Annotated in this window: 20 protein-coding genes; 8 read left to right on the top strand and 12 right to left on the bottom strand. The window is 39.0% G+C overall.

Annotation, left to right across the window (positions count from 1 at the left end):
* Positions 1-7 precede the first annotated feature (7 nt).
* From J8L71_RS08855 to J8L71_RS08825, 7 genes are all read right to left on the bottom strand, one after another.
* Entirely contained in the window at positions 8-694 is a 687-nt protein-coding gene (locus J8L71_RS08855) for a M15 family metallopeptidase (RefSeq protein ID WP_211000225.1), read from the bottom strand.
* Positions 694-1,824, bottom strand: a complete 1,131-nt coding sequence (gene dapE / locus J8L71_RS08850; RefSeq protein ID WP_211000224.1) for a succinyl-diaminopimelate desuccinylase — start codon at positions 1,822-1,824, stop codon at positions 694-696. The genes J8L71_RS08855 and dapE overlap by 1 nt, the downstream gene beginning before the upstream one ends.
* The gene (locus J8L71_RS08845; RefSeq protein ID WP_211000223.1) at positions 1,824-2,168 is read right to left on the bottom strand and encodes an ArsC family reductase; all 345 of its coding nucleotides are present in this window, start codon (positions 2,166-2,168) and stop codon (positions 1,824-1,826) included. The genes dapE and J8L71_RS08845 overlap by 1 nt, the downstream gene beginning before the upstream one ends.
* Positions 2,169-2,172: 4 nt before the next feature.
* Entirely contained in the window at positions 2,173-2,670 is a 498-nt protein-coding gene (locus J8L71_RS08840) for a PTS glucose transporter subunit IIA (RefSeq protein ID WP_211000222.1), read from the bottom strand.
* A 3-nt stretch (positions 2,671-2,673) separates the two neighbouring features.
* A complete protein-coding gene (locus J8L71_RS08835) occupies positions 2,674-3,060 on the bottom strand; it encodes an ACT domain-containing protein (protein WP_211000221.1) in 387 nt (128 codons plus the stop codon).
* Between the two features lie 227 nt (positions 3,061-3,287).
* Positions 3,288-5,447: a phosphate acetyltransferase gene (gene pta / locus J8L71_RS08830; protein ID WP_211000220.1), complete on the bottom strand. Its 2,160-nt coding sequence runs from the start codon at positions 5,445-5,447 to the stop codon at positions 3,288-3,290.
* 2 nt (positions 5,448-5,449) lie between these two features.
* The gene (locus J8L71_RS08825; protein WP_211000219.1) at positions 5,450-6,664 is read right to left on the bottom strand and encodes an acetate kinase; all 1,215 of its coding nucleotides are present in this window, start codon (positions 6,662-6,664) and stop codon (positions 5,450-5,452) included.
* 257 nt (positions 6,665-6,921) lie between these two features.
* Between J8L71_RS08825 and yfbV the strand changes: the two genes are divergently transcribed.
* Positions 6,922-7,368, top strand: coding sequence for a terminus macrodomain insulation protein YfbV (gene yfbV / locus J8L71_RS08820; RefSeq protein WP_211000270.1), 447 nt, complete (start codon positions 6,922-6,924; stop codon positions 7,366-7,368).
* On the opposite strand, the gene J8L71_RS08815 is transcribed toward yfbV, so the two are convergent.
* Genes J8L71_RS08815 through xthA form a run of 3 tightly spaced genes read right to left on the bottom strand, consistent with a single transcriptional unit; the run spans position 7,352 to position 9,611 of the window.
* A complete protein-coding gene (locus J8L71_RS08815) occupies positions 7,352-8,155 on the bottom strand; it encodes a putative RNA methyltransferase (protein ID WP_211000218.1) in 804 nt (267 codons plus the stop codon). The genes yfbV and J8L71_RS08815 overlap by 17 nt on opposite strands.
* Positions 8,152-8,799: an energy-coupling factor ABC transporter permease gene (locus tag J8L71_RS08810; RefSeq protein WP_211000217.1), complete on the bottom strand. Its 648-nt coding sequence runs from the start codon at positions 8,797-8,799 to the stop codon at positions 8,152-8,154. The genes J8L71_RS08815 and J8L71_RS08810 overlap by 4 nt, the downstream gene beginning before the upstream one ends.
* Positions 8,800-8,804: 5 nt before the next feature.
* Positions 8,805-9,611 carry an exodeoxyribonuclease III gene (xthA, locus tag J8L71_RS08805; protein WP_211000216.1) on the bottom strand — a complete coding sequence of 269 codons (807 nt, stop codon included), beginning with the start codon at positions 9,609-9,611 and terminating at the stop codon, positions 8,805-8,807.
* A gap of 240 nt (positions 9,612-9,851) precedes the next feature.
* Here xthA and J8L71_RS08800 point away from each other — a divergent pair, with 240 nt between their 5' ends.
* The 4 genes from J8L71_RS08800 to rluB all read left to right on the top strand — a co-directional run bounded on the left by J8L71_RS08800 (position 9,852) and on the right by rluB (position 12,635).
* Positions 9,852-10,283 (top strand): exonuclease III, encoded by a 432-nt coding sequence (locus J8L71_RS08800; RefSeq protein WP_211000215.1) that lies wholly within the window; start codon positions 9,852-9,854, stop codon positions 10,281-10,283.
* A gap of 224 nt (positions 10,284-10,507) precedes the next feature.
* Positions 10,508-11,029, top strand: a complete 522-nt coding sequence (locus J8L71_RS08795) for an EF-hand domain-containing protein (RefSeq protein WP_211000214.1) — start codon at positions 10,508-10,510, stop codon at positions 11,027-11,029.
* A 149-nt stretch (positions 11,030-11,178) separates the two neighbouring features.
* Positions 11,179-11,769 (top strand): SMC-Scp complex subunit ScpB, encoded by a 591-nt coding sequence (gene scpB, locus J8L71_RS08790; protein ID WP_211000213.1) that lies wholly within the window; start codon positions 11,179-11,181, stop codon positions 11,767-11,769.
* Entirely contained in the window at positions 11,766-12,635 is an 870-nt protein-coding gene (gene rluB, locus J8L71_RS08785; RefSeq protein WP_058549033.1) for a 23S rRNA pseudouridine(2605) synthase RluB, read from the top strand. The genes scpB and rluB overlap by 4 nt, the downstream gene beginning before the upstream one ends.
* A gap of 66 nt (positions 12,636-12,701) precedes the next feature.
* On the opposite strand, the gene J8L71_RS08780 is transcribed toward rluB, so the two are convergent.
* On the bottom strand, positions 12,702-13,448 hold the full coding sequence (locus tag J8L71_RS08780; RefSeq protein ID WP_211000212.1) for a YciK family oxidoreductase: 747 nt from the start codon (positions 13,446-13,448) through the stop codon (positions 12,702-12,704).
* Between the two features lie 207 nt (positions 13,449-13,655).
* On the opposite strand from J8L71_RS08780, the gene J8L71_RS08775 reads away from it, so the two are divergent.
* Complete coding sequence (locus tag J8L71_RS08775) at positions 13,656-16,085, top strand: VolA/Pla-1 family phospholipase (protein WP_211000211.1); 2,430 nt, start codon at positions 13,656-13,658, stop codon at positions 16,083-16,085.
* A 101-nt stretch (positions 16,086-16,186) separates the two neighbouring features.
* Positions 16,187-17,203 carry a protease SohB gene (sohB, locus tag J8L71_RS08770; RefSeq protein ID WP_211000210.1) on the top strand — a complete coding sequence of 339 codons (1,017 nt, stop codon included), beginning with the start codon at positions 16,187-16,189 and terminating at the stop codon, positions 17,201-17,203.
* Positions 17,204-17,270: 67 nt separating this feature from the next.
* On the opposite strand, the gene J8L71_RS08765 is transcribed toward sohB, so the two are convergent.
* Positions 17,271-18,605 carry a dicarboxylate/amino acid:cation symporter gene (locus J8L71_RS08765; protein ID WP_211000209.1) on the bottom strand — a complete coding sequence of 445 codons (1,335 nt, stop codon included), beginning with the start codon at positions 18,603-18,605 and terminating at the stop codon, positions 17,271-17,273.
* Between the two features lie 193 nt (positions 18,606-18,798).
* Between J8L71_RS08765 and J8L71_RS08760 the strand changes: the two genes are divergently transcribed.
* Positions 18,799-21,510: a hypothetical protein gene (locus J8L71_RS08760; RefSeq protein ID WP_211000208.1), complete on the top strand. Its 2,712-nt coding sequence runs from the start codon at positions 18,799-18,801 to the stop codon at positions 21,508-21,510.
* Positions 21,511-21,699: the final 189 nt, after the last annotated feature.

Below are 21,699 nucleotides of genomic sequence, written 5' to 3'. Positions count from 1 at the left end.
ACCCGCATTATGGCGGGCTTACGTTACTTATAAAACGTTTATAAAGCGCAGGTAGGTTGGCTAAAATAGCTGACTTACCAAGTAACTCACTGTTATTAATACACTCGTAAAGTATTTTCTCGCTAAGCGCATCAACCATTAATTGTGATTGTTTAATATGGCTAATATGCCAAAGCTCAGGCGCAACCCCGTCTAAATCATGTTTATAAGGGCGATAAAAACCAAATTTAGCTAAGTTATTGTTAAGCCAATCGCTCATAGGGGCGAATGGGCCGCCTTGCTCATACTCATTTGGAGTTAGCTGTAATTTGTAATCGTCATTTACCGCCGCTTTATCAAATATATCGAGATCGGTGCCTAAATGATGTCTACTTGCACCGGGCAGGGCAGAGTAGCGCATTATAGCAATACACTTATTTATATCCGTTAATTTGGTTAAATCTACGGGCTGTTGCTGCTTATTATAAACAGGGCGAGAACCTGAAAATTTATTGTTCCAAATCATCGATTGGCGTTCAAAATCTCTAAAGCTTGAGGCAATTGTTAAATCAAAACCTGCATTTTTAGCTGCATTTTGTAGCGCTAAAAAATCATCAATAATTTCGCTATGTAAGCGATGGCCTTGAATCTCGATTAAATGTGTATCACTTTGCCCGGTGATACACTCACAGGCTATTAAGTTGCTTAAGGCCATTATGTTAAAAGGTTTTCGAGGATTTGTTCGTAAATATCGGCAAGTGCGATTAAGTCATCTGTACTTACACATTCATCTACTTTATGAATTGTGGCGTTACGCGGTCCAAGCTCAATAACTTTTGCGCCTGTTTGCGCTATAAAGCGTCCATCAGATGTCCCACCGGTGGTTTCTAAGTTGGTAGTAAGCCCTGTGACAGATTTAATAGCACTAACAGTGGCATCCACGAGCGGGCCGTGCTCAGTTATAAATGGTAGACCATTCACTATCCAGCTTAGCTCGTAGTTTAATTTGTGCTTTTGTAATATTGCGTTTACGCGTGCTTGTAATTGCTCATGCGTTACTTCGGTACTAAATCTAAAGTTAAATTGTATTTCAAGTTCACCTGGTATTACATTACCTGCACCAGTGCCGCCATTTATGTTTGATACTTGAAAGCTAGTCGCTGGGAAAAACTCATTACCCTCATCCCACACTGTTTGGCTAAGCTCAGTAATGGCTTCAGATGATAAGTGAATAGGGTTTTGTGCTAAGTGTGGGTAGGCAACATGGCCTTGTATACCTTTTACTTTTAAAAAGCCGGTTAGAGAACCACGACGACCGTTTTTAACTACATCTCCTAATACATCGCGTGATGATGGCTCACCAACTAGACACATGTCGATTTTTTCACCGCGCGCTTCTAACGTATCTATTACGCGAGTTGTGCCATTTATAAATGGACCTTCTTCGTCTGAGGTTATTAAAAATGAAATAGAGCCTTTGTGATCTGGGTTTTTAGCAACAAAACGCTCTGTTGCAACGAGCATTGCTGCAAGAGAGCCTTTCATGTCAGCGGCGCCGCGACCATGTAACATACCATCTTTTACCAAACCCGAAAACGGTGGATGTTGCCAATTTTGTGCTGGGCCTGTAGGTACAACATCGGTATGTCCTGCAAAGCAAAAATGCGGTGACTGAGTGCCTTTACGTGCCCATGTATTTAGCGTGTCAGTAAAAAATAATGATTCAATATTAAAGCCAACCGCCTTTAGGCGATCGTTCATCATTTGTTGGCAGCCAGCATCTTCAGGTGTTACTGATTCACGCTGAATAAGTGCTTGTGCAAGTGCAATTACATCGTGTGTCATTATTTAAAAATCTCATCATATTGAGCAGCTTTAAAGCCTAAATGGTAGCTACTATTGTTTACAAGTACAGGGCGTTTGATCATTGCTGGCTGCTCAACAAGTAGCTCTATTGCAGACTCTTTAGTCAGACTTTGTTTTTGCTCATCAGATAATGCGCGGTACGTGGTGCCGCGTTTATTAACTAGCTGCTCCCAGTCTAGTTTGTCTGCAAACGTGCTAACCATTTGAGTGTTTACGCCATCTTTTCGATAGTCATGAAAAGTAAACTCAATATTATTATCTGCTAAGTATTTTTTAGCTTTTTTTATCGTGTCGCAATTGCTTATGCCGTATAGAGTGATCATAAATCTACTTCTTTTTGATAATAGTTAATAGGGGATCTGCACCCGCATTCACATGCGTATGCGAGTAATGAAATGTACCTAAAGTATGGCCGTTGAGTAATATTAAACTTGCCAGCATGGGGGTATCAAGCTTTCGCAGGTCAAAATACGCAAGGCGCTGACCTTTATGTATTTCACTACCGTTAAGCTGGGCTATATGGGTATGAGTAATAGGCGGTGAGCCAGCAATAGTTAAGTTTATTAACACTTTTAGGCCATTTTTAGCCTGCAAAATAAACTCAGTACCTGCGTTTTTTACTTGAAGTAATGTGCCATCAAAAGGGGCTAAAATTTTATGGCTGGTAAGGCTCACCATAATGCCAGGGCCAAGCGTGCCATATTTAAAAAACGGTTCGGGATGGCTATCAAGCATGGCTACTTTACCAGTAAATGGGCTGATAATAGAAATTGCATTATTAGGTGTTTTATTAACGGCTAAATAGTCGATTTGCTGTGCTTTCATTGGCTAACCTGCTACCACATTGTAGCCATCACTTTTTAACGCTTTGAGTGCTTTTGAGGCTGTTTGTTTTTTTACTAAAATATAGTCTGTATCGTAAGTAGATATTGAAAAAATAGAAACTTTAGCACTGGCGAGCACGCCTGATATATTAGCCATTATACCTGTGAGCGAAAAGCCTAATGGGCCAACCACTTCGAGTGCTTGCCAGTCAGGCTCTGTATCTAAGCTTTGGATTTCAAATTCACTAGGGCAAACAATCGATAGCTCATCGTGAGTTTTAGAAATAAAAAATAAAGGCTGTTTTAACAGTGCCGAAGGTATGTTGGCATCAACGTCTAAACTGTGAATAGATAAAAGCGTGCTGTGTAATTGTAATGTTTGTTTTGACATTAAACGCCTGCGGTACAGCCATATAGATAGCTTTATAGTATAGATTATTGGATTTAAATTAAAGGTGTATCAGTGACTAAAATAGCGGTTTGTAGGCAGGCTTTTATAAAGATTAAAAACTTACCCACAATTTCTGTGGATAAGTATGGGAATTGGTAGGTATAAATAGCCTAACTCATTAATTATTAAATAAATAATAGCTAGGCTATAAAAAGCACACGTTTAGATTATTGCGTAATTAAAGCTTCAGCTTGGGCTGCTTGAATAGCCGTTAATGCAATAGTATATACAATATCGTCAACTAATGCGCCGCGGCTTAAATCGTTAACTGGTTTACGCATACCTTGTAGCATAGGGCCGATACTTATTAAATCGGCACTACGTTGTACGGCTTTATAGGTTGTATTACCAGTATTTAGATCTGGGAATATAAATACGGTTGCTTTACCTGCAACAGGACTGTTTGGTGCTTTTTTAAGCGCAACGTTTTCCATAATTGCGGCGTCGTACTGAAGGGGGCCATCAATAATCAAATCAGGACGTTTTTGCTGCGCTATTTTGGTCGCCTCACGTACTTTTTCTACATCGGCACCAGTACCAGATGTGCCAGTACTGTAACTTATCATAGCTACACGCGGCTCAATTCCAAACGCGGCGGCTGAGTCGGCTGATTGAATTGCTATATCAGCAAGCTGCTCTGCATTTGGATCTGGGTTTATTGCACAGTCCCCATAAACAAGAACTTGATCAGGCAGTAGCATAAAAAATACAGAGGATACGAGCGAGGAGCCCGGGGCTGTTTTAATAAGCTGAAGAGGCGGGCGAATAGTATTAGCAGTGGTGTTTACTGCACCCGATACTAAGCCATCTACTTTACCTTGCTCTAGCATCATAGTACCAAGCACTACGTTATCTTGCAGTTGCTCTTGCGCCACAACGGCTGTTAAACCTTTACCTTTGCGTATCTCGACCATAGGTTCAATATAATCGCTAATAACACTTTTAGGTTCAACAATGCTTACATGTTCGTTTAATTCTATACCTTGTTGCTCTGCTATACGCATAATTTCATCGCGATCACCTAGCAATATAGTTTCAGCAATACCGCGCTGACCACAAATAGCAGCCGCTTTTATTGTGCGTGGTTCGTTACCTTCAGGTAGTACGACTGTTTTACCTGCTTTGCGGGCTTTATCTGTTAATAAGTAACGAAATGCTGGTGGTGACAGCTTACGTGTTTTACCAACGTTTTTAGCGAGCGTATCTAACCAGTCTGAATCGATAAACTGCGCATTGTGATCTTTTACTTTTTCAATTCGTTGGTCATCATCACTCGGTACTTCCATATTAAAGTTATGAAGTAGTAGTGATGTACGCCATGTATCGGCTTCGGTCGCAAGTATTGGTAAGCCTGTTTGCATAGCTTGTTCGCACAGTGCCATTATGCGCGCTTCAGGTTCAAAGCCACCGGTTAGTAATATTGCGCCAATTTTGGTGCCATTCATGGCCGATAAACAGGCAGCTACAAGTATATCTGAGCGATCGCCTGGTGTAACTAATAATGCGCCAGGCGTAAAGTGATTCAAAATGTTTGACACTGTTCGTGCACAAAATGTAATTCGACGCAGACGACGATGCAGCATGTCACCTTCGTTAATAATGGTCGCTTTTAAATACGCGCTTAAATCTTTAACGCGTGGTGCTACTAGGTCAAAGTCCCACGGAATGGCCCCAAGTAACATAAACGGGTTTTTTCTAAAAATTGGTAAAGAAGCTAAGCGGTTTAGCTCGTTATCTAATTCGTCAGGTTTGTAGGCATCGACTAAATCTGCTCGTGCGCGGCCTTCCTCGTCAAGTGGGGCATTTACTTTATTAAAAATACAACCAAGAACACGTGGGTGATCTATACCACCATAATAACCAGCAGCAATTTCAAGTCTATCTTCTATTTGCGTTATATTGTAGTTGCCAGGGGTAAGTACAAAAACAATGTCGGCACCGAGAGTTTGCGCTATTTCGCGGTTTACGCGACCTGCATAAGGTTGCCTACGCGTAGGGACCATACCTTCAATGATAGCGACTTCGTCGTCATTAATTTTACTTTCAAATCGTTCTACAATTTCTTCAAGCAAATCATCACCCTTACCGTCGCCAATCATTTGCTCAGCGTAACTTAATGCAAAGGGTGTTGGAGGTGAGATTGATGAGCCTTGCATAACAACTTGTGTTGATTTTTCTGGGCCAGTTTCACCAGTACGTGGTTGTGCGATTGGTTTAAAGAAATTAACTTTAACCGTTTTTTGTTCCAAAGCGCGCACTAACCCAACAGATACTGATGTTAAGCCAACACCGGTAGACACGGGTATAAGCATTATTCTACGTGCCATAATTACAGCTCCTTCACAATATTTGCGGCATCCAAAGCAATCACCCACTCTTCGTTAGTCGGCATTACTATTGCTTTTGGCATCTTATCTGATGCACTTATAATACCTTGGTTACCAAAGCGTGCATTTAAATTTGATTGCTCGTCACAGTTAAGGCCTAAGTAGCCAAGTTGTTTGATGACATTTGCTCGAATAATATCGGAGTTTTCACCAATACCGCCGGTAAAAATAAGTGCATCTAGACGTTGCAATGGCACCATGTAAGCCGCAATTTGTTTAGCTAAACGGTAACAAAAAATATCAAGCGCTAATTGTGCTTTTTTATGTCCTGCAACTGCGGCTTCTTCAATTGTACGGCAGTCATTAGAAAGCTCACTAATACCTAAAAGGCCACTTTCTTGGTTTAATAAGTTATCAATTTGTTTTGCGTTATAATCTAGTTGGGTTGTTAAAAAATTAAATAAACCAGGGTCAATATCACCACTACGAGTCCCCATAACTATGCCTGCCAGTGGTGTTAAGCCCATGCTTGTATCAACACTTTCTCCGTTTTTAATTGCGCAAACAGAGCAACCATTACCTAGATGAGCGCTAATAAAATTACTTTGCTCAATAGGCTGGTTTAACAATTTAGCTGTTTGGCCTGCTACGTAATAATGGCTTGTTCCATGCATGCCGTAACGTCTTACACCGTAGTCGGTATAAAGCTTATAAGGTAATGCATATAAGTAGGCAACTTCATCCATGGTTTGATGAAAAGCGGTATCAAATACGGCTACTTGAGGTAAGCCTGTAAAGGAATTTTGTGCTGAAGAAATTCCTAACAAATTAGCATGGCCATGCAAAGGAGCCAATGATGATGCTTTAGTAATACCTTTAATTACAGCATCATCAATTAGAACTGATTTTGTAAAGTGCTCACCACCATGAACTACCCGATGGCCTACAGCGATTAGGTGCTCATCTAGTTTGTGATCTTTTATTAAGGTTACAAGCGTATTTATTGCCTCAGCATGTGCTTGATTTGCTCCCAGCTCAATTACTGTTTTGGCGCCATTATATTTATATTTAATAGACGGCGCGTCAGCACCTAAGCGCTCTGCGAGGCCCGAAATTATTTCGTGCCCGTCGTTTGCATCAATAATGGCAAACTTTAAGCTAGAGCTACCACAATTTAGTACTAAAACATGTTGTGACTTAGGGGAAGTTGTTGGCATAGATTTAATTTCCATAAACAAATTAGTAAGTGAGCGTTAAGTATTAGGCGCTACACTTGAGCTGATAAAGGCTAAACATTTTATTTTAGCGTTGCCTATTTTAACTTAGTTCAGCAATTTAGTTTAGTATTTTGGGTGATTTAACAGCAAAATTAAGTGTTTTTACTGATAAAGTGTAACGTCCTTATTTTGTGTTACACTTTGGAAATGCTGAGTACTAAACTTATTTTTAAAAGCGGTATCTGTGAGGAGTCATGATGCAAAAAAGTGTGATGTCACAACTACAAACGGGTCGTTTGTATGCAAAAAACTGGCCTATGCGCAAAGAGCTTGCACCTTTGTTTTTAGAAGTTAGGGTAATAAAAGCCACTGAACTTGCCATAACTGTGATGCCAATCTTAGCTATGCTTACTTTGTTTTTTCAACTTAACTACTTAGGCCCTGACTTTTTACCACAGGCAATTGCTAGCGCATTATTTTTTATATCACTGCCTTTACAAGGTATATTTTGGCTAGGTAAACGAGCTCAAACACCTTTAGAACCCGCAATGCATAAGTGGTACACCGAGCTTTATACAAAAATGGTAGAAAACGGTTATCAAGTTCAACTTAGTGAAAACAAGCCCCGTTACATGGAGCTTGCTAGCTTACTTAAGGATATGTTTGAAAAAATGGATAGGGCGTTCACTAAAGAGCAGTTTTAATAAACTGAGTTATGTAAAACGATAAGGTGACCTTGTGCTCACCTTTTTCTTCAAGCGCTGTCCAGTGCTCGGGTCTAAACTTCCATGCAAACGGAGTCATCATAATTAAGTTTTTAATGTCGGCTACACCGAGTGTAACGGTTTCGGTTAAAAGCGATTGTGCTGATTTTTCAAAGCCTTCTGGTGTTGCTATTTCTGTGTGCTCATTTACATTTGAATAAATGTACGTTTTTAATTCTTTTAAATGCCAAGGACCTGGGCTTGCAACCACTAAAGTTGTGTTTTTATTTGCGAGGCGGGCTAGCTCTTGCTCAAATAAAGGAGCAAAAACACTAACAAGCACATCAGCAAATTCATTTTCAAACGGGGCTTGGCTTATAGAAGCCACGCTAAAATGGCAATTAGGATAACGCTTAGCGGCATATTTAACCGCAGACTTTGAAATATCAACGCCGTATACCTGCGCGTTTGTTTTATTTGCTATGGCTTGAGTATAAAACCCTTCGCCGCAACCTAAATCTACAATAGTATTAGCGCTTATCTTACTAATTGTATTACTAAGGCTTTGCTGCAAAAAGCGGTAATGACCAGTTTCTAAAAATGCACGTCTAGCTTGCACCATTTCTAGGGAATCGCCCGGTTGCTTTGAATTTTTTTGCTGTACTGGCAGCAAGTTAACATAACCTTCTTTTGCAAAATCAAAACTGTGATTATTAGTACAGCGAAGCGTAGATTTTATTTTTATAAGTGCTTGGTTACACAGTGGGCATTGATATTGTAGACTCATGAGTCTAGGTAGTCCTTATCGTAAAAAGTTTTAACCCAGTGTGGGCGGTAAGTAATCATAATGGTAATAGCCATACCATTGAGCATTGCTTCAGGAAACCAAATTATAGCACTCAAATAAACGTAGTTATCAGCCAGTTCTTGCCAATTGTATTGGCCTATTGCCAAATAAAATAATGCACCTAAGCTTATTTTTATACAGGCAATAAACCCAGCTGTTATAAATGCACAAACAAATATATAAACAAAAAAATGGCGAGGTAAATATTGGTAACTAATTAAAAAGCCAAGGTAGCTCAATAATATAGGTATAAAGGCACCAATAAGTATTTGCATGGGTAACAGATTAAGCTCGATTTGACCAACGGCAGTTAATAATACGCTGGCTAGCAGAGAGCTTAAAATAGCTAATCGCCACCCTAAAATTAAGGTCGCTGCAGTAACGCCTAAAATGTGTAAATCGAGGCCTGTTAGAATACCGGCTTTTATACGCCAAAGCACGGCAAATACTAAAGCGCATGCAAGCACACCCGTTTGCCGTGCGGGTGTTGTATAAAGTGCTTTGTATGTTTTTTTATCAAAGCTTAGTAAAGCAATAATAATAACAAGGGCCCAAAGTAGCCCTTGTAAAGTAAAGCTAAGCATCAAAACTATTTAAATGTAGACCAAATAGGTGCGTGATCAGAGGGCTTTTCAATACCGCGCAGCTCATAATCAATACCTGTATCTATGCATCGTGCAGCAAGGTCTTTAGTAGCAAGTACTACGTCGATACGAAGGCCACGGTTATCTACAAAGCCTTTTGAACGATAGTCAAACCATGAGTATTGATCGTTTGTGTCTGGGTTTTGCTCTCTAAAGGTATCTTTAAAGCCCCAGTTAAGTAATGTTGCTAACCACTCACGCTCTTCTGGCTGGAAAGAACATTTACCTGTTTTTAACCACCGCTTAGCGTTTACATCACCAATGCCGATATCTAGGTCGGTAGGGGAGATGTTTATGTCGCCCATTACAATTACGTCTTGCTCTGGTGTGTGGTTAGTTTCAAGGTGAGTCATTAAGTCTTTATAAAATTGACGTTTATAAGGAAATTTAGTTTCGTGATTAATATTATCGCCTTGTGGGAAATAACCATTCATAACGGTTAGGTCACGGCCATTGTCTTGTTCAATAGTTACGCTTATCATGCGTTTTTGTGATTCATCAGTATCTGTAGCAAAGCCTTTTAAGACCGATTTAGGCTCTTTTTTGCATAACATAGCTACACCGTAATGTGCTTTTTGACCATGAAAATAAACGTGGTATCCCATTTTTTGAACATCTTCTAATGGGAATGCTTCATCATGAACTTTAATCTCTTGCAAGCCAATAACGTCTGGTTGGTGTTTATCTATTATTGCTTGTAATTGATGAAGACGAGCACGCAGACCATTGATATTGAAAGAAATCACTTTCATAAAATTTACCTTAAAATTGGTTCTATTTAATGGTCTAAATTGTATCAGTAAATACGCGTACATCACATGACTAAATTGAGTTAATAGCTGCACAAATGTTGATCAAATGGTGGCTAAAGTTTAAACATTGTAAATGCAATATTAATTATTTAAATAAATAATAATTTCAATTGATATAAGTTTTTTTGAATATATAATGCGCAAAAATTACTTATTTAACTCGTTCAAATAGGATCTCTCATGAAAACACAACTACTTTTAGCCAGCGCTTTATTTGCATCTGCAACTGTTTGTGCACAAAGCAATACTTACTTTAGTCAAGACAACAAACTTGAGTCTAAATTATGTGTATTAAGTGCTAATGAAGGCTTTAGTGTTGCCCGTAAAGAAGCTGCGCAACATGGCGTTTATTTATCTCGTTTTTCTAAGAGTATTTTGTGTAACGGTGAAGACATTCGCAATATCGCTAAAAAAACAACTGTTAGTACAACCTCAGTAGACAAAATAGAAGTGTTTGCTAAAGATGCACAGCAAGAAACACAGTTATGTATGACTGCACTTAAAAAAGGGTTAGCGCCAGTACGTCAAAAGATTGGTAACTTAAACTCTTTAAAATGTAACGGTCAAAACGTAACTGAGTTTGTTAAGCGTTACCAAAACGCTGCTATTTAATTTTCAAGCAATATATTAGCTTTATAAAAAGTGCCTGGTTAATACCGGGTATTTTTTTGCAAAAATTACAAAGTAAGCTGCAATCATTGCAAAGCTAAGTGATTGATTAGAGTATATAAAGTGAGCTAAAAAATATTAAGTGCTTGATATTTATTGCGTTATTTATTTTGGCATTGGACTTGTATTAGTTAAAGTGACATTTACTAACTACAAGGATACGTCTTATGAAAAAGTTAACACTAGCAACAACTATTTTAGCATCTTTGAGCTTAGCGGCTTGTGCATCTAACCAAGGGTTAGAAAAAATCGACAGCGATTTCGCAAGTTTAGATAACGACAGTGATGGTTATATTTCAAAAGTAGAGGCAGATGATGACAACATTTGGGGCCACTTTTCAAATATTGATACCAATATGGATAATGAGATCAGTCGTAAAGAATTTAACACCTACATGCAATTAAATACCGGTAAGGTAGCCACTGACAGTGAAGTTAGTGAGTCAGCATTTAAAGCTAAAATAGCTAAATTTGATAAAATTGAAAACGATTTTAAGAGTTTAGATAATGATAAAAATGGGTACATTTCAGTAGAAGAAGCTGACGATGACGATATTTCAAATCATTTCGGTTATATGGACGGCAATAACGATAAACGCATCAGCAGAGGTGAGTTTAAAGGTTACATTAAAAAATACGGTAAAGCCGTAGCCGAAGATGATGCCCTTAAAGTACTTAGACATAGCTAATATTATCTATGTAAGTTAAGTAGAACAAGCCAGCACTAATTGCTGGCTTTTTTGTGCATTTAATTTAGTTAAAAAGCAGATATATTTTCCTAGTTTGCTCTACTTCTGTCATAATAGTTGGCTGTGTATTTTTATTTGGTAATAGGTGTATGGCTAGTCGGCGTATAAGTGATGAACAATTAGTTGAAATCATTGAAGCGGCGATATTTGTAGCTAGTAAACCTCTAAGCAAACGCCAGCTTAAAGATGTTGTGCTGGCTGATTTAGCCATTTCTATGGCGCGTATAAATGACGCTATTGATACAATACAAATACATTTTCAAACCCGTGGTATACGCTTAGTTGAAGTAGGAAGTGGTTATCGGTTTCAGGCTTGTAGTAGTTTAAGCCCTTGGCTAAATAACTTATGGCAGGAACGAGCGCCTAAGTATTCACGTGCATTACTTGAAACGCTATCTCTTATCGCTTACAGGCAGCCCATTACGCGTGGCGAAATTGAGCAAGTAAGAGGGGTAACAACGGGTTCGAATATTATAAAAACCTTACTCGAAAGAGAGTGGGTTAAAGTGGTAGGGCATAAAGAAGTACCGGGTAAACCAGCATTATATGCAACTACTAAGCAATTTTTAGATTATTTTTCGTTAACAGGTTTAGATAATTTACCTGCTTTGCCATCAGATCAGCAAAGCAAAATTAATCAGTTAATGAGCGATCCTTCTGTGAGAGAACCATCCGAATGAGTATACAAGGTGAAAAGTTACAAAAAGTCTTAGCCCGTGCAGGCGTAGGCTCACGCCGTGAAATGGAAAAATACATTGATGCTAATCGCGTTAGTGTTAACGGCAAAGTAGCTAAGCTAGGCGACCGTGTTGAAGAAACCGATTTAATTCGAGTTGACGGTCATACTGTAAAAATTGAAGAGAAAGCAGATCGTATCTGTCGTGTCATTATGTACAACAAACCAGAAGGTGAGTTAAGTACACGTAAAGATCCTGAAGGCCGTCGTACTGTATTCGATCGCTTACCTCGTATTGACGGTGAGCGCTGGATTGCGGTTGGACGATTAGATATTAATACCGCAGGCTTAATGTTATTTACTAATGATGGCGAGCTGGCAAATCGTTTGATGCACCCAAGCTACGAAGTAGAGCGTGAATACTCTGCTCGAGTATTTGGTGAAGTCACAAATGAAACAGTTAAAAACCTTACTCGTGGTGTTGAGCTAGAAGATGGTCCCGCTAAGTTTTTAAGTGTAAAACCAATGGGCGGCGAAGGTATCAACCGCTGGTTTAACGTTACACTTAATGAAGGACGTAACCGCGAAGTTCGTCGTTTATGGCAGTCTCAAGATGTTGAAGTATCTCGCCTTATTCGTATCCGTTACGGCAAATTAGAGCTTGATAAGCGCGTACCTCAAGGTGGCTGGAATGAGTTAGACCTTGAAACAGTTAACTATTTACGTAAAACAGTTAAACTTGGTAGAGAAACCCAGACTAAATTGTCAGTTATGCCTGAAAAGCGTAAAGACAAGCGTGCTAAAATCAATCAAATACGCAAAGCTGTAAAAAAACACAATCAACGTGTTAAGCAAACTAAACGTAAGTAATTACTGAGTATTTACTACCAAAAAAGCCGCAAATAATGCGGCTTTTTTGATAATTAAAAATATATTTTATTTTTTAGGTTGCGCATCAAGTGATTCGCCATTTACTGATGATGAGTCATCACTCATTAAGTATAAATAGGTTGGCATTAAATCTTTCGGTGTGGCAAGTTTGTCTCTGTCTTCGCCTGGGTAAGCTGCAGCGCGCATAGACGTTCTGGTGGCACCTGGGTTGATACAGTTTACACGAATAGATGTTTTACCGACTTCGCACGCCCATGTTTGCATCATGCCCTCTACAGCAAATTTTGAAATAGCATATGGCCCCCAAAACTCACGGCCTTTTCGTCCTACCCCTGAAGATGTAAAAACGACAGAGGCACTTTTTGATTTACGAAGTACAGGGAAAAGCGCTTTAGTGATCATTGCTTGTGCGGTTACATTTACTTTCATTATGTTTTCAAAAGTAGACGAACAAAAATGCTCAAGTGGCCCAAGAGACCCTAAAATTCCGGCATTATTAAGTAATCCATCAAGGCGTCCAAATTGACTTTCTATAGTGGCAGCTAAGTCACGATAGTTTTGCTTAGTCGCCCCTTTAAGATCCATTGGGACTATAGCGGGCTGTGGGTAACCAGCATTTACTATTTCATCGTAAACACACTCGAGTTTATTAGTTGTTTTCCCTAATAAAATTACAGTTGCGCCATGTTTTGCATAGGTTATTGCGGCTACTCGGCCAATACCATCGCCAGCGCCTGTGATCAAAATAACTTTGTCTTGTAATGCGTTTTCAGCTGCTTGATAAGTGTGCATAAAATTACCAATTCATAAAATTTTTATGATTTTAACATAGCAAAACGTGAAGTAATCGAATTTATTGTAAATTTAGGTGGCGAAAATAGATACTTTACGTTAAGTTTAACTGGTCTAATGTCTCATTAATAAATCGGTTACATTATTTTAACTTTAACACACTTAAAACACACACTATAAAAATAAGATTTGTGCGGAGCCAACAATATGAAAAAAATGCTACTCTCACTCTCTGTTACAGCTGCATTAGCAGGTTGTGGCGGCGGAGAAACGTTAGAAGATGTTAAGAATGACAGTGCAACTATAGTCCCCAATGCAACGGTTACTTTCGATCCTGCAAATGGCGTTTTATCTGTCCCTAATGACTTATTAATGAGCGGTACTCAAGACGGTACACTTAACATTCCTGGGGAGCTAAATGATGATAATGTATCTATATCTCGCGCTGCGTACTCAGACCCTCAACTAGCTCTGGGGGCTTTAGATGGTTGGTCCTCTCAGGTTCCTTATAAAATTGATTTAACATTTCCAAGTGATGTATCACTTGATGAAGCATCAGCTGCAAGCCCTGGTACGTTAAGAATTTTTGAAGTGGTTATGGGCGCAAGTTTAACGGATGCAGAATGCTCTGTAGTTACCGCTGGTACAGCCTGTAAATTAGTAGGTGAACTTACTTTTGGTGTAGATTTTATAACTCAGGCCTCTGGTAATGGCGTTGCTGTTATACCGCTTAAACCATTTTCACCAGGCAGCTCTTATATAAATGTTTTAACTACGGGGCTTAAAGATTCATTAGGGCGCTCTATTCAACCTTCTTCTACCTATGCTTTAGTAAGTGAAGAAGCTCCTTTAATAACAGATGCTCAGCTGGGTCTTCAAGCGGCTGTAAATAGTTATGAAAATGTAGTGGTTAGTTCTGGTGATATTACCAAAGACGATATTATCTTTTCTTCTGCGATGACGATTCAATCAGCAGGGCCTGTACTTGGTACCATTAAAAACTTACTTGCAGCTAGTTTGCAAAACGATGCATTGCCAACACCAATGGTTAATGTACCTGAACAAGATGTAGTAAATGTTCAGCAAGTTTTTGCAGCAGGTGGTGTGCCAGTATCAGCTGCTTTTTCTGGCGTTCAGTATTTAAAAGGTAACATTACATTACCTATGTATTTAGGAACACCTACAGGAACAGAGATAAGCGATTTAAACGATACATACTGGCAAGGTATGTGTGATAACGCAGTTGCTGTTTTAGGGTATAAAGCAGCACTTGGGGAGTCGTTTCCTACAGAGCCTGTGAGTGAAAATGATGCGCTATGTGCAGCGTTAAGTGAGGGTCAACTTCGTGATTTAGGCTTAGATTCTACTCGACACTTAACAAAATATAATTCTATCCCTAAAGTTCAAAGCATGGCTGATGTGCCAGTACAAATAACTAAACCAATTTTACCCGTTATAAACGGTATACGCGCACAACTTCAGTTAGATGCTATCGAAATGCCTGAAAGCGGCTGGCCGGTGGTTATTATGCAGCATGGCATCACTACAGAAAAAGAAAGCATGTTAGCACTGACCGCGCAATTATCAATTCAAGGATTTGCTACAGCAGCAATAGATCATCCTCGCCATGGTGAGCGTGGAGTAGATGTTGATGGCGATGGCACTGATGATTTTAATGCAACTACGGGTTCTGTTCTAAGTTACATGAACTTAAGCTCATTGTTAGTCGCGCGTGATAGTTTACGTCAATCGTCAGCCGATTTATTAGGTTTACGTTTAGGATTAAACTTTATAAATGATGAAACGATCAACGCGCAAGACGTCACTTACATTGGCCATTCATTAGGCTCTATTGTAGCCCCTGCATTTATTTCACAGGCTAATAACCCACTAGCGCCAACTGTTGATCCTTTGTTTAATGTAAACACAGTAGCACTTGCCAGTGGCGGTGGCGGTATTGCTAGCTTTTTACTTGAGTCGGCGGCATTTGGCCCATTTATTCAAGGTTCAGTGTTATCTCAAGCTGGTACAACAGAGGCTGATGAGTTTAACGCGTATTTACAAGCTGATGCTGTATCAAACTGTGGTACATTTTTACCAGATATGGAAGCGTATTTAACGTGTGGTTATAACGAGTATGTAGCTTCTTTAACTACAGCTGGCGAAACAAGCAAGCTTACTAATATTCAAGATGTCTTTACTCAGTTTGCATTTGCAGCACAAACAGCCCTTGATAGCGGTGACCCAACAAATTATGCGGCAGCGGTTAAAGCTTTAGGCACACCTGTTTATACAAATGTTGTTGTAGGTGATGGCGAGGATAATAAGCCTGACCAAGTTATACCACCAATGGCTGCAAATAACCCTATTTCTGGCACAATCCCACTGGCCACTTTTATGGGTCTAGAGACTGTAAGTACAACTCAGCCATCAAGCGAAACACCAGCAAGCTATTTAGTTAAATTTACTAAAGGGCACCACGGTTCTATATTAACGCCAGCTCAAGATGCTGCAGAGGCCGCTACTGTAGAGGGAAGCGCGGCTGCAAATGCAGAAATGCAGATGCAGGTTGCTGTTTACTTAGCAACACGCGGTCGTATGTTATTAGTAACAAATAGTGACGTTGTTACTGATTAATCTACTACTTTAAACGTTAACTTATAAAAGCCACTGTATAGTGGCTTTTTTTTGGTTAAAAGCATGATAAATTAGCTTAAATTTATTAATGGAGAAACCAGTTGGAATTTTTATACGAATACGGTTTGTTTTTTGCCAAAACAGTGACATTTGTTATCGCAATTGCCGTTGTGTTAATGCTTATAGTTGCTTCCGCCGTTAAGCCAAAAGCGAAAAAAGGTGAGATTGAAATTGAAGATGTATCTGAAAAACTTAACGAGCTCAAAGAAGGTTTTTTGCACAATACATTGTCTAAAAAAGAGTTAAAAGCGCATCAAAAGCAATTAAAAGCGCAGAGTAAAAAAACAGTCAGTGATGATCCAAAGCCTCGTTTATATGTAGTCGATTTTACCGGTAGTATGGACGCGCACGAAGTAGAAAGTTTACGAGAGGAAGTGACTGCTATTATTTCGATTGCAGATCCTAAAACAGATAAAGTATTAGTGCGTTTAGAAAGTGGTGGTGGGGTTGTTCATGGCTATGGACTTGCTGCATCTCAGTTACAGAGAATTAAAAGCGCGGGTATTCCTTTAAGTGTAGCAATTGATAAAGTAGCAGCAAGCGGCGGTTATATGATGGCATGTGTAGCTGATGAAATACTTGCAGCGCCATTTGCAATTGTAGGTTCGATTGGGGTGATTGCACAAATCCCTAACTTTAATAAAATATTAAAGAAAAACGACGTAGAGTTTGAACAAATTACAGCAGGTGAATTTAAACGTACCCTCACATTATTTGGTGAAAACACAGATAAAGCACGTGAAAAGTTTCGCGACGAAATTGAAGAAACTCATGGTTTATTTAAAACCTTTGTAAGCACACAGCGCCCAAGCCTAAATATTGATTTAGTGGCTACAGGTGAGCATTGGTTTGCAATGCAAGCAATTGATAAAGGCTTAGTAGATGTTATTAAAACCAGTGATGATGCTTTATTAGAGCAGCAATCTGAGCGTCAAATATATAAAGTAAAATATAAAGTTAAAAAGGGACTAAGCGATAAACTGGCACTTGGATTAAGCAGTGGTGTAAACAAGGTTGGGATAAGCTTACTTTCTAAATTTAAGTCGATGAATCCTTAATTATTAATAACCAAAAAAACCTTGATGCAAAACATCAAGGTTTTTTTTATAACTATATTACTCGATATTACGAGTCGATAGATTTGTGATAATCTTCTAAGTCTTTAGCGGCATTTGGGTCGTTGAAGATGCTCTCATCAAGCTCGCCTTCAGATTTAGCAACCACACAAGTGACCATACAATCACCGGTAACATTAACCGCAGTGCGAGTCATATCAAGTAAGCGATCTACTCCGATAATTATTGCAATCCCCTCTACTGGAAGTCCTACTTGGTTGAGCACCATTGCTAGCATAATTAAACCAACACCGGGCACGCCCGCAGTACCTACAGAGGCAAGTGTTGCCGTTAATATAACCATTAAATAATCAGAAATAGTTAAATCAACACTAAACACTTGAGCAATAAACACAGTAGCTACACCCTGCATAATAGCGGTGCCATCCATGTTGATAGTAGCGCCTAGCGGTATGGTAAACGATGCCACTGAGTTGTTTGCACCTAGTTTTTTTGTTGCTGTTTCGAGCGTGATAGGCATAGTTGCGCTAGAGCTTGAGGTACTAAATGCAAATAAACACGTGTGCTTCATTTTTGCTAAGAAGGTCAGTGGATTTAAACCTGTCAGGATTTTTAACAGTAATGTGTAATTTATCAGCGCATGTAATAACAAGGCGAGTACAACCACAACAAAATATTTAGCTAAGCTAACAATTAAGTTAAGTTCAATTGTTGTAAATAGTTTCGCCATTAAGAAGAATACACCGTAAGGTGCTATATTCATTAATAATGTTACAAGTTTTAAAATAACTGTATTTAAGTCTTCAAATACACTTGCTACGCGTTTACCTGTTTTACCACTTAGTGCCATTGCTACACCAAATAATAGTGCAAACACTATGACCTGAAGCATATTACCTTTAGCCATTGCTTCAAACGGGTTAGTAGGGAACATATCTATAATTACACGGGCAAGGGTCGGTGCTTCTTTAGCATCGTAAGTTGCATTCGATGGAAGGCTAATCCCTTCACCTGGGCTGAATAATAAAGCAAGAGTAATAGCAACGGTAATTGCAACCGCAGTGGTTAATAAATACAAACCAATAGATTTACCACCTAGGCGGCCTAATTTTTTAGGATCACTTAAACTACATGTACCACAAACAAGCGATACAAATACAAGTGGAACCACTAGCATTTTTAAGCTAGCTATGAATATTTGACCACCAACATGAAAAATACCATCTACAAAAAAGGCTTTAATTGGCAAAGAGAATAACCCAAGTGGTATTAGATAATCGTCTTCACCAGCTAATATAGCCTGAAATATAAAACCTACTGCAACCCCAAGCGCCATACCAATCATGATGCGAGTGGTTAAACTCATTGAACGGACTTTTGACATATTCCCTGATCTACATTTTATAAATTTGCCATAGACTACCAGCAAGGAAATATTTACTACAGAAAAAATTAGTATTTATTTAAATTTTTTTTACATAAAAAAGTAATAGAAAACTGAGATTTTAGACTAAGTTATAGGTTAATATTAAGTGAAAATTAATCTTACATATAATAACAACCCTAGGGAGAGGTTCATGCCTTTAATGCGACTGCTCGGCATTTTATTGCTTAGTTTTTTACTCACAGCTTGTGGTGGCGGTGGGTCACTAGAAAAAGGCAGCGGTACACTAGATGGTGATACAGGGGAAACTGCTGATGAGGCTATTGTACAGTCAGCGAATATTGAAATTACTTTTGAAGACCGTATTGTTACAGCTGATTCACCATTGGAAATAACAGCAATTGTTTTAGATTCTGATGGGCTGCCTGTGCAACGTCAGGAGATTAGTTTTACAACCACGCTAGGTTCATTTATTCCCGCAACGGGCAGTGCGCTAACCGATACTAGTGGGATAGCGACTATTGAGCTGGAGGCTGGTAGTATTGAGGGTGCTGGCACCATTGTAGCATCGTATGAAGATATTAGCAGTAAACTAGGTTTTTATACCGCAGGAGATGAGCCGCAATCTGATGACTCTGCGGCAAATATTGACATTAAAATCTTACAGAACTGTCCTGATAGCTGGTTAAATATAGACAGAGACTCTTTTGAGCTTGATCCATCGAGTTGTTCACAAAATAGTAATTTACTTGGGCAGCAAGCCATCGTTTACGCCAAAATCACACAACCTGGCAGTAATACTCCAGCAAGTAATGTACTAGTTCAGGCGACAACCACACTAGGCATTTTATTACCTGAAAGTTTAACGGCTAAAACTGATAAGTTTGGTGTTGCTATATTGAATTTATTGCCTGGCAGTAGCTCAGGTGTGGGTCAAGTTGAATTAACAGCACAGGGCGGAGTTGCGAGTGCTTTATTTGAAATTAACGCTGTTCAAGTAAATGTAAATTTAAGTGCAAGTATTGCCACGAGTGATGTGCTATCTGCTGGCTCTACCACTATTGTAACAGCTCAGATTGTAGACGGTAGTAATAATGTATTTACGACACCGTTGGAGGTGCAATTTACTTCTGCCTGCGCAGAAGAATCGACTCCCAGGGCCACTATCGATAACATAGTAACTAGTATTGGTGGTACAGCAAGTGCAACTTATAAAGCTAATGGCTGCAATGGTATTGATACGATTACCGCCACTGTGGTTACTGGTGGTAATGTTGCAACAAAGACCATAAACATAAACGTAGCTGCGGCTGAGACAGGTTCAATCGCGTTTATGGGAGTGACTAATCAAGTATTAGCTATTAAAGGAACTGGCGGTCAAAACTTGACTGAAAATTCAGAGCTCACCTTTAAACTTCTTGATGTAAATGGAAATCCAGTAGGTCAAGAGCAAATTGATTTTTCACTTTCACAAAATCCCGGTGGCGCGCTATTAGATAGCGTATTTCAATTCACCAATAATGAAGGGTTAGTGACTGTAAACGTCCGCTCAGGAAAAGCTGCTGGTATTTTATCTGTTATTGCATCTCATCAAATTGACAGTAGTGATACCTCACAAAACAGTGTGATCTCTATTGTATCTAATGATATTACTATTACTACAGGCGTACCAGATCAAGACAGTTTTACACTTGCAGTGCAAACGTTTAATACTGAGTCATTAAACGAAGCTGGAGTGACTACAGACTTAACCGTATTTGCAGCCGATCATTTTAATAATTTTGTACCAGATAATACGGCAATTTATATTGCCAGTGAAGGGGGGGCGGTAGGCACTATTGATGAGCAACAATTTACACCTTTATTACTTTGTCGCACCATAGACGGAGTGTGCAAAGCGCAGTGGCGTAGCCAAAACCCAATTCCATACCATTACAGCATTTATAATAACTCTGTTGCAGACAAATGCGATCGTTACTTTGGACAACCAGCACCTTGTACTTTAGGTATTAGAGAGTCACAACTAGACGTAGATGGTAACTTAATTAGTTATTTAGATAGTAAGGGCGTTCCTATTGCATTAGCTGATGCGCCTAATGACGCGCCAATTGATTATCCCCTTGGTGGACGTGTTAGTTTGCTTGCTTATTCTGTTGGTGAAGAGTCATTTAATGATGTATCTGCTAACGGTGAATTTAATCAAAACGAGTTTGATTCAACTTTACAAGATTTACCTGAAGCTTTTATAGATTTTAATGAAAATGGTGTGTTTGATGGAAATTTACCAGCACCAACTAACCCTGTTGATTCCAATGGTGGTGAAGATGAATGGTATGTGGAGCGCACAGGTGCACAAGATAATGGCCTGTATGACAGTGCTGATGGTAAATACAATGGCTTGTTATGTAGTGATGAAGCTCTAGCTGCAAATGCATGTACCCGTGAAACAGTAAATGTGCGCGCGAGTTCTGAGCTAATTATGTCAGGTAGCACACCTTACGTTAGAGCTGTAACGGCATTGAATGACTGTAGTTTAAGTGATGGTATTCGCTTAGAAACTTCTGATATGGCAGGTATGTGTGACATAAACCTTATTGATATCAGCAACTCAACGCCATACAGTGCAATTTCGATTACTATATTTTTCAGTGATATTCACAACAATCCATTACCGGCGGGTACCACTGTAGCAGTAACATCTGATAACGCGGTATTGAAGGGATTGACTAACTATACTGTTATTAACACGGCGCAAAAAGTACCAAATTCAGTGACTGTCAATATTACTAAAGAGGCAGAGCCTGATGATGTGGATTCTGGCTTTTTATACATAGAGTTTGAAACACCAGGGGGAGTTAAAACTCAATATTCTGTGATGTCGATTTTGGATGAACCAAAATCTTAGAATAAATAAAGTATTTAAAATGCCAACCTTTAGGTTGGCATTTTTCATTGTGTTCTATATATTCCACATCAAATAATCTAAAAACACCTGTTTGTTTAATTTAACAGCAAAAATTGTTCGTTTATTCAGTAAATACAGAAAAGTTTGTATTAAAAGCTTGTAACAATTAGTGTTTGTAGATATACCTAT

This window comes from Pseudoalteromonas sp. MMG007 (assembly GCF_018100985.1).
Classification (GTDB): domain Bacteria; phylum Pseudomonadota; class Gammaproteobacteria; order Enterobacterales; family Alteromonadaceae; genus Pseudoalteromonas.
This window is presented reverse-complemented; position numbering and strand designations above follow the sequence as displayed.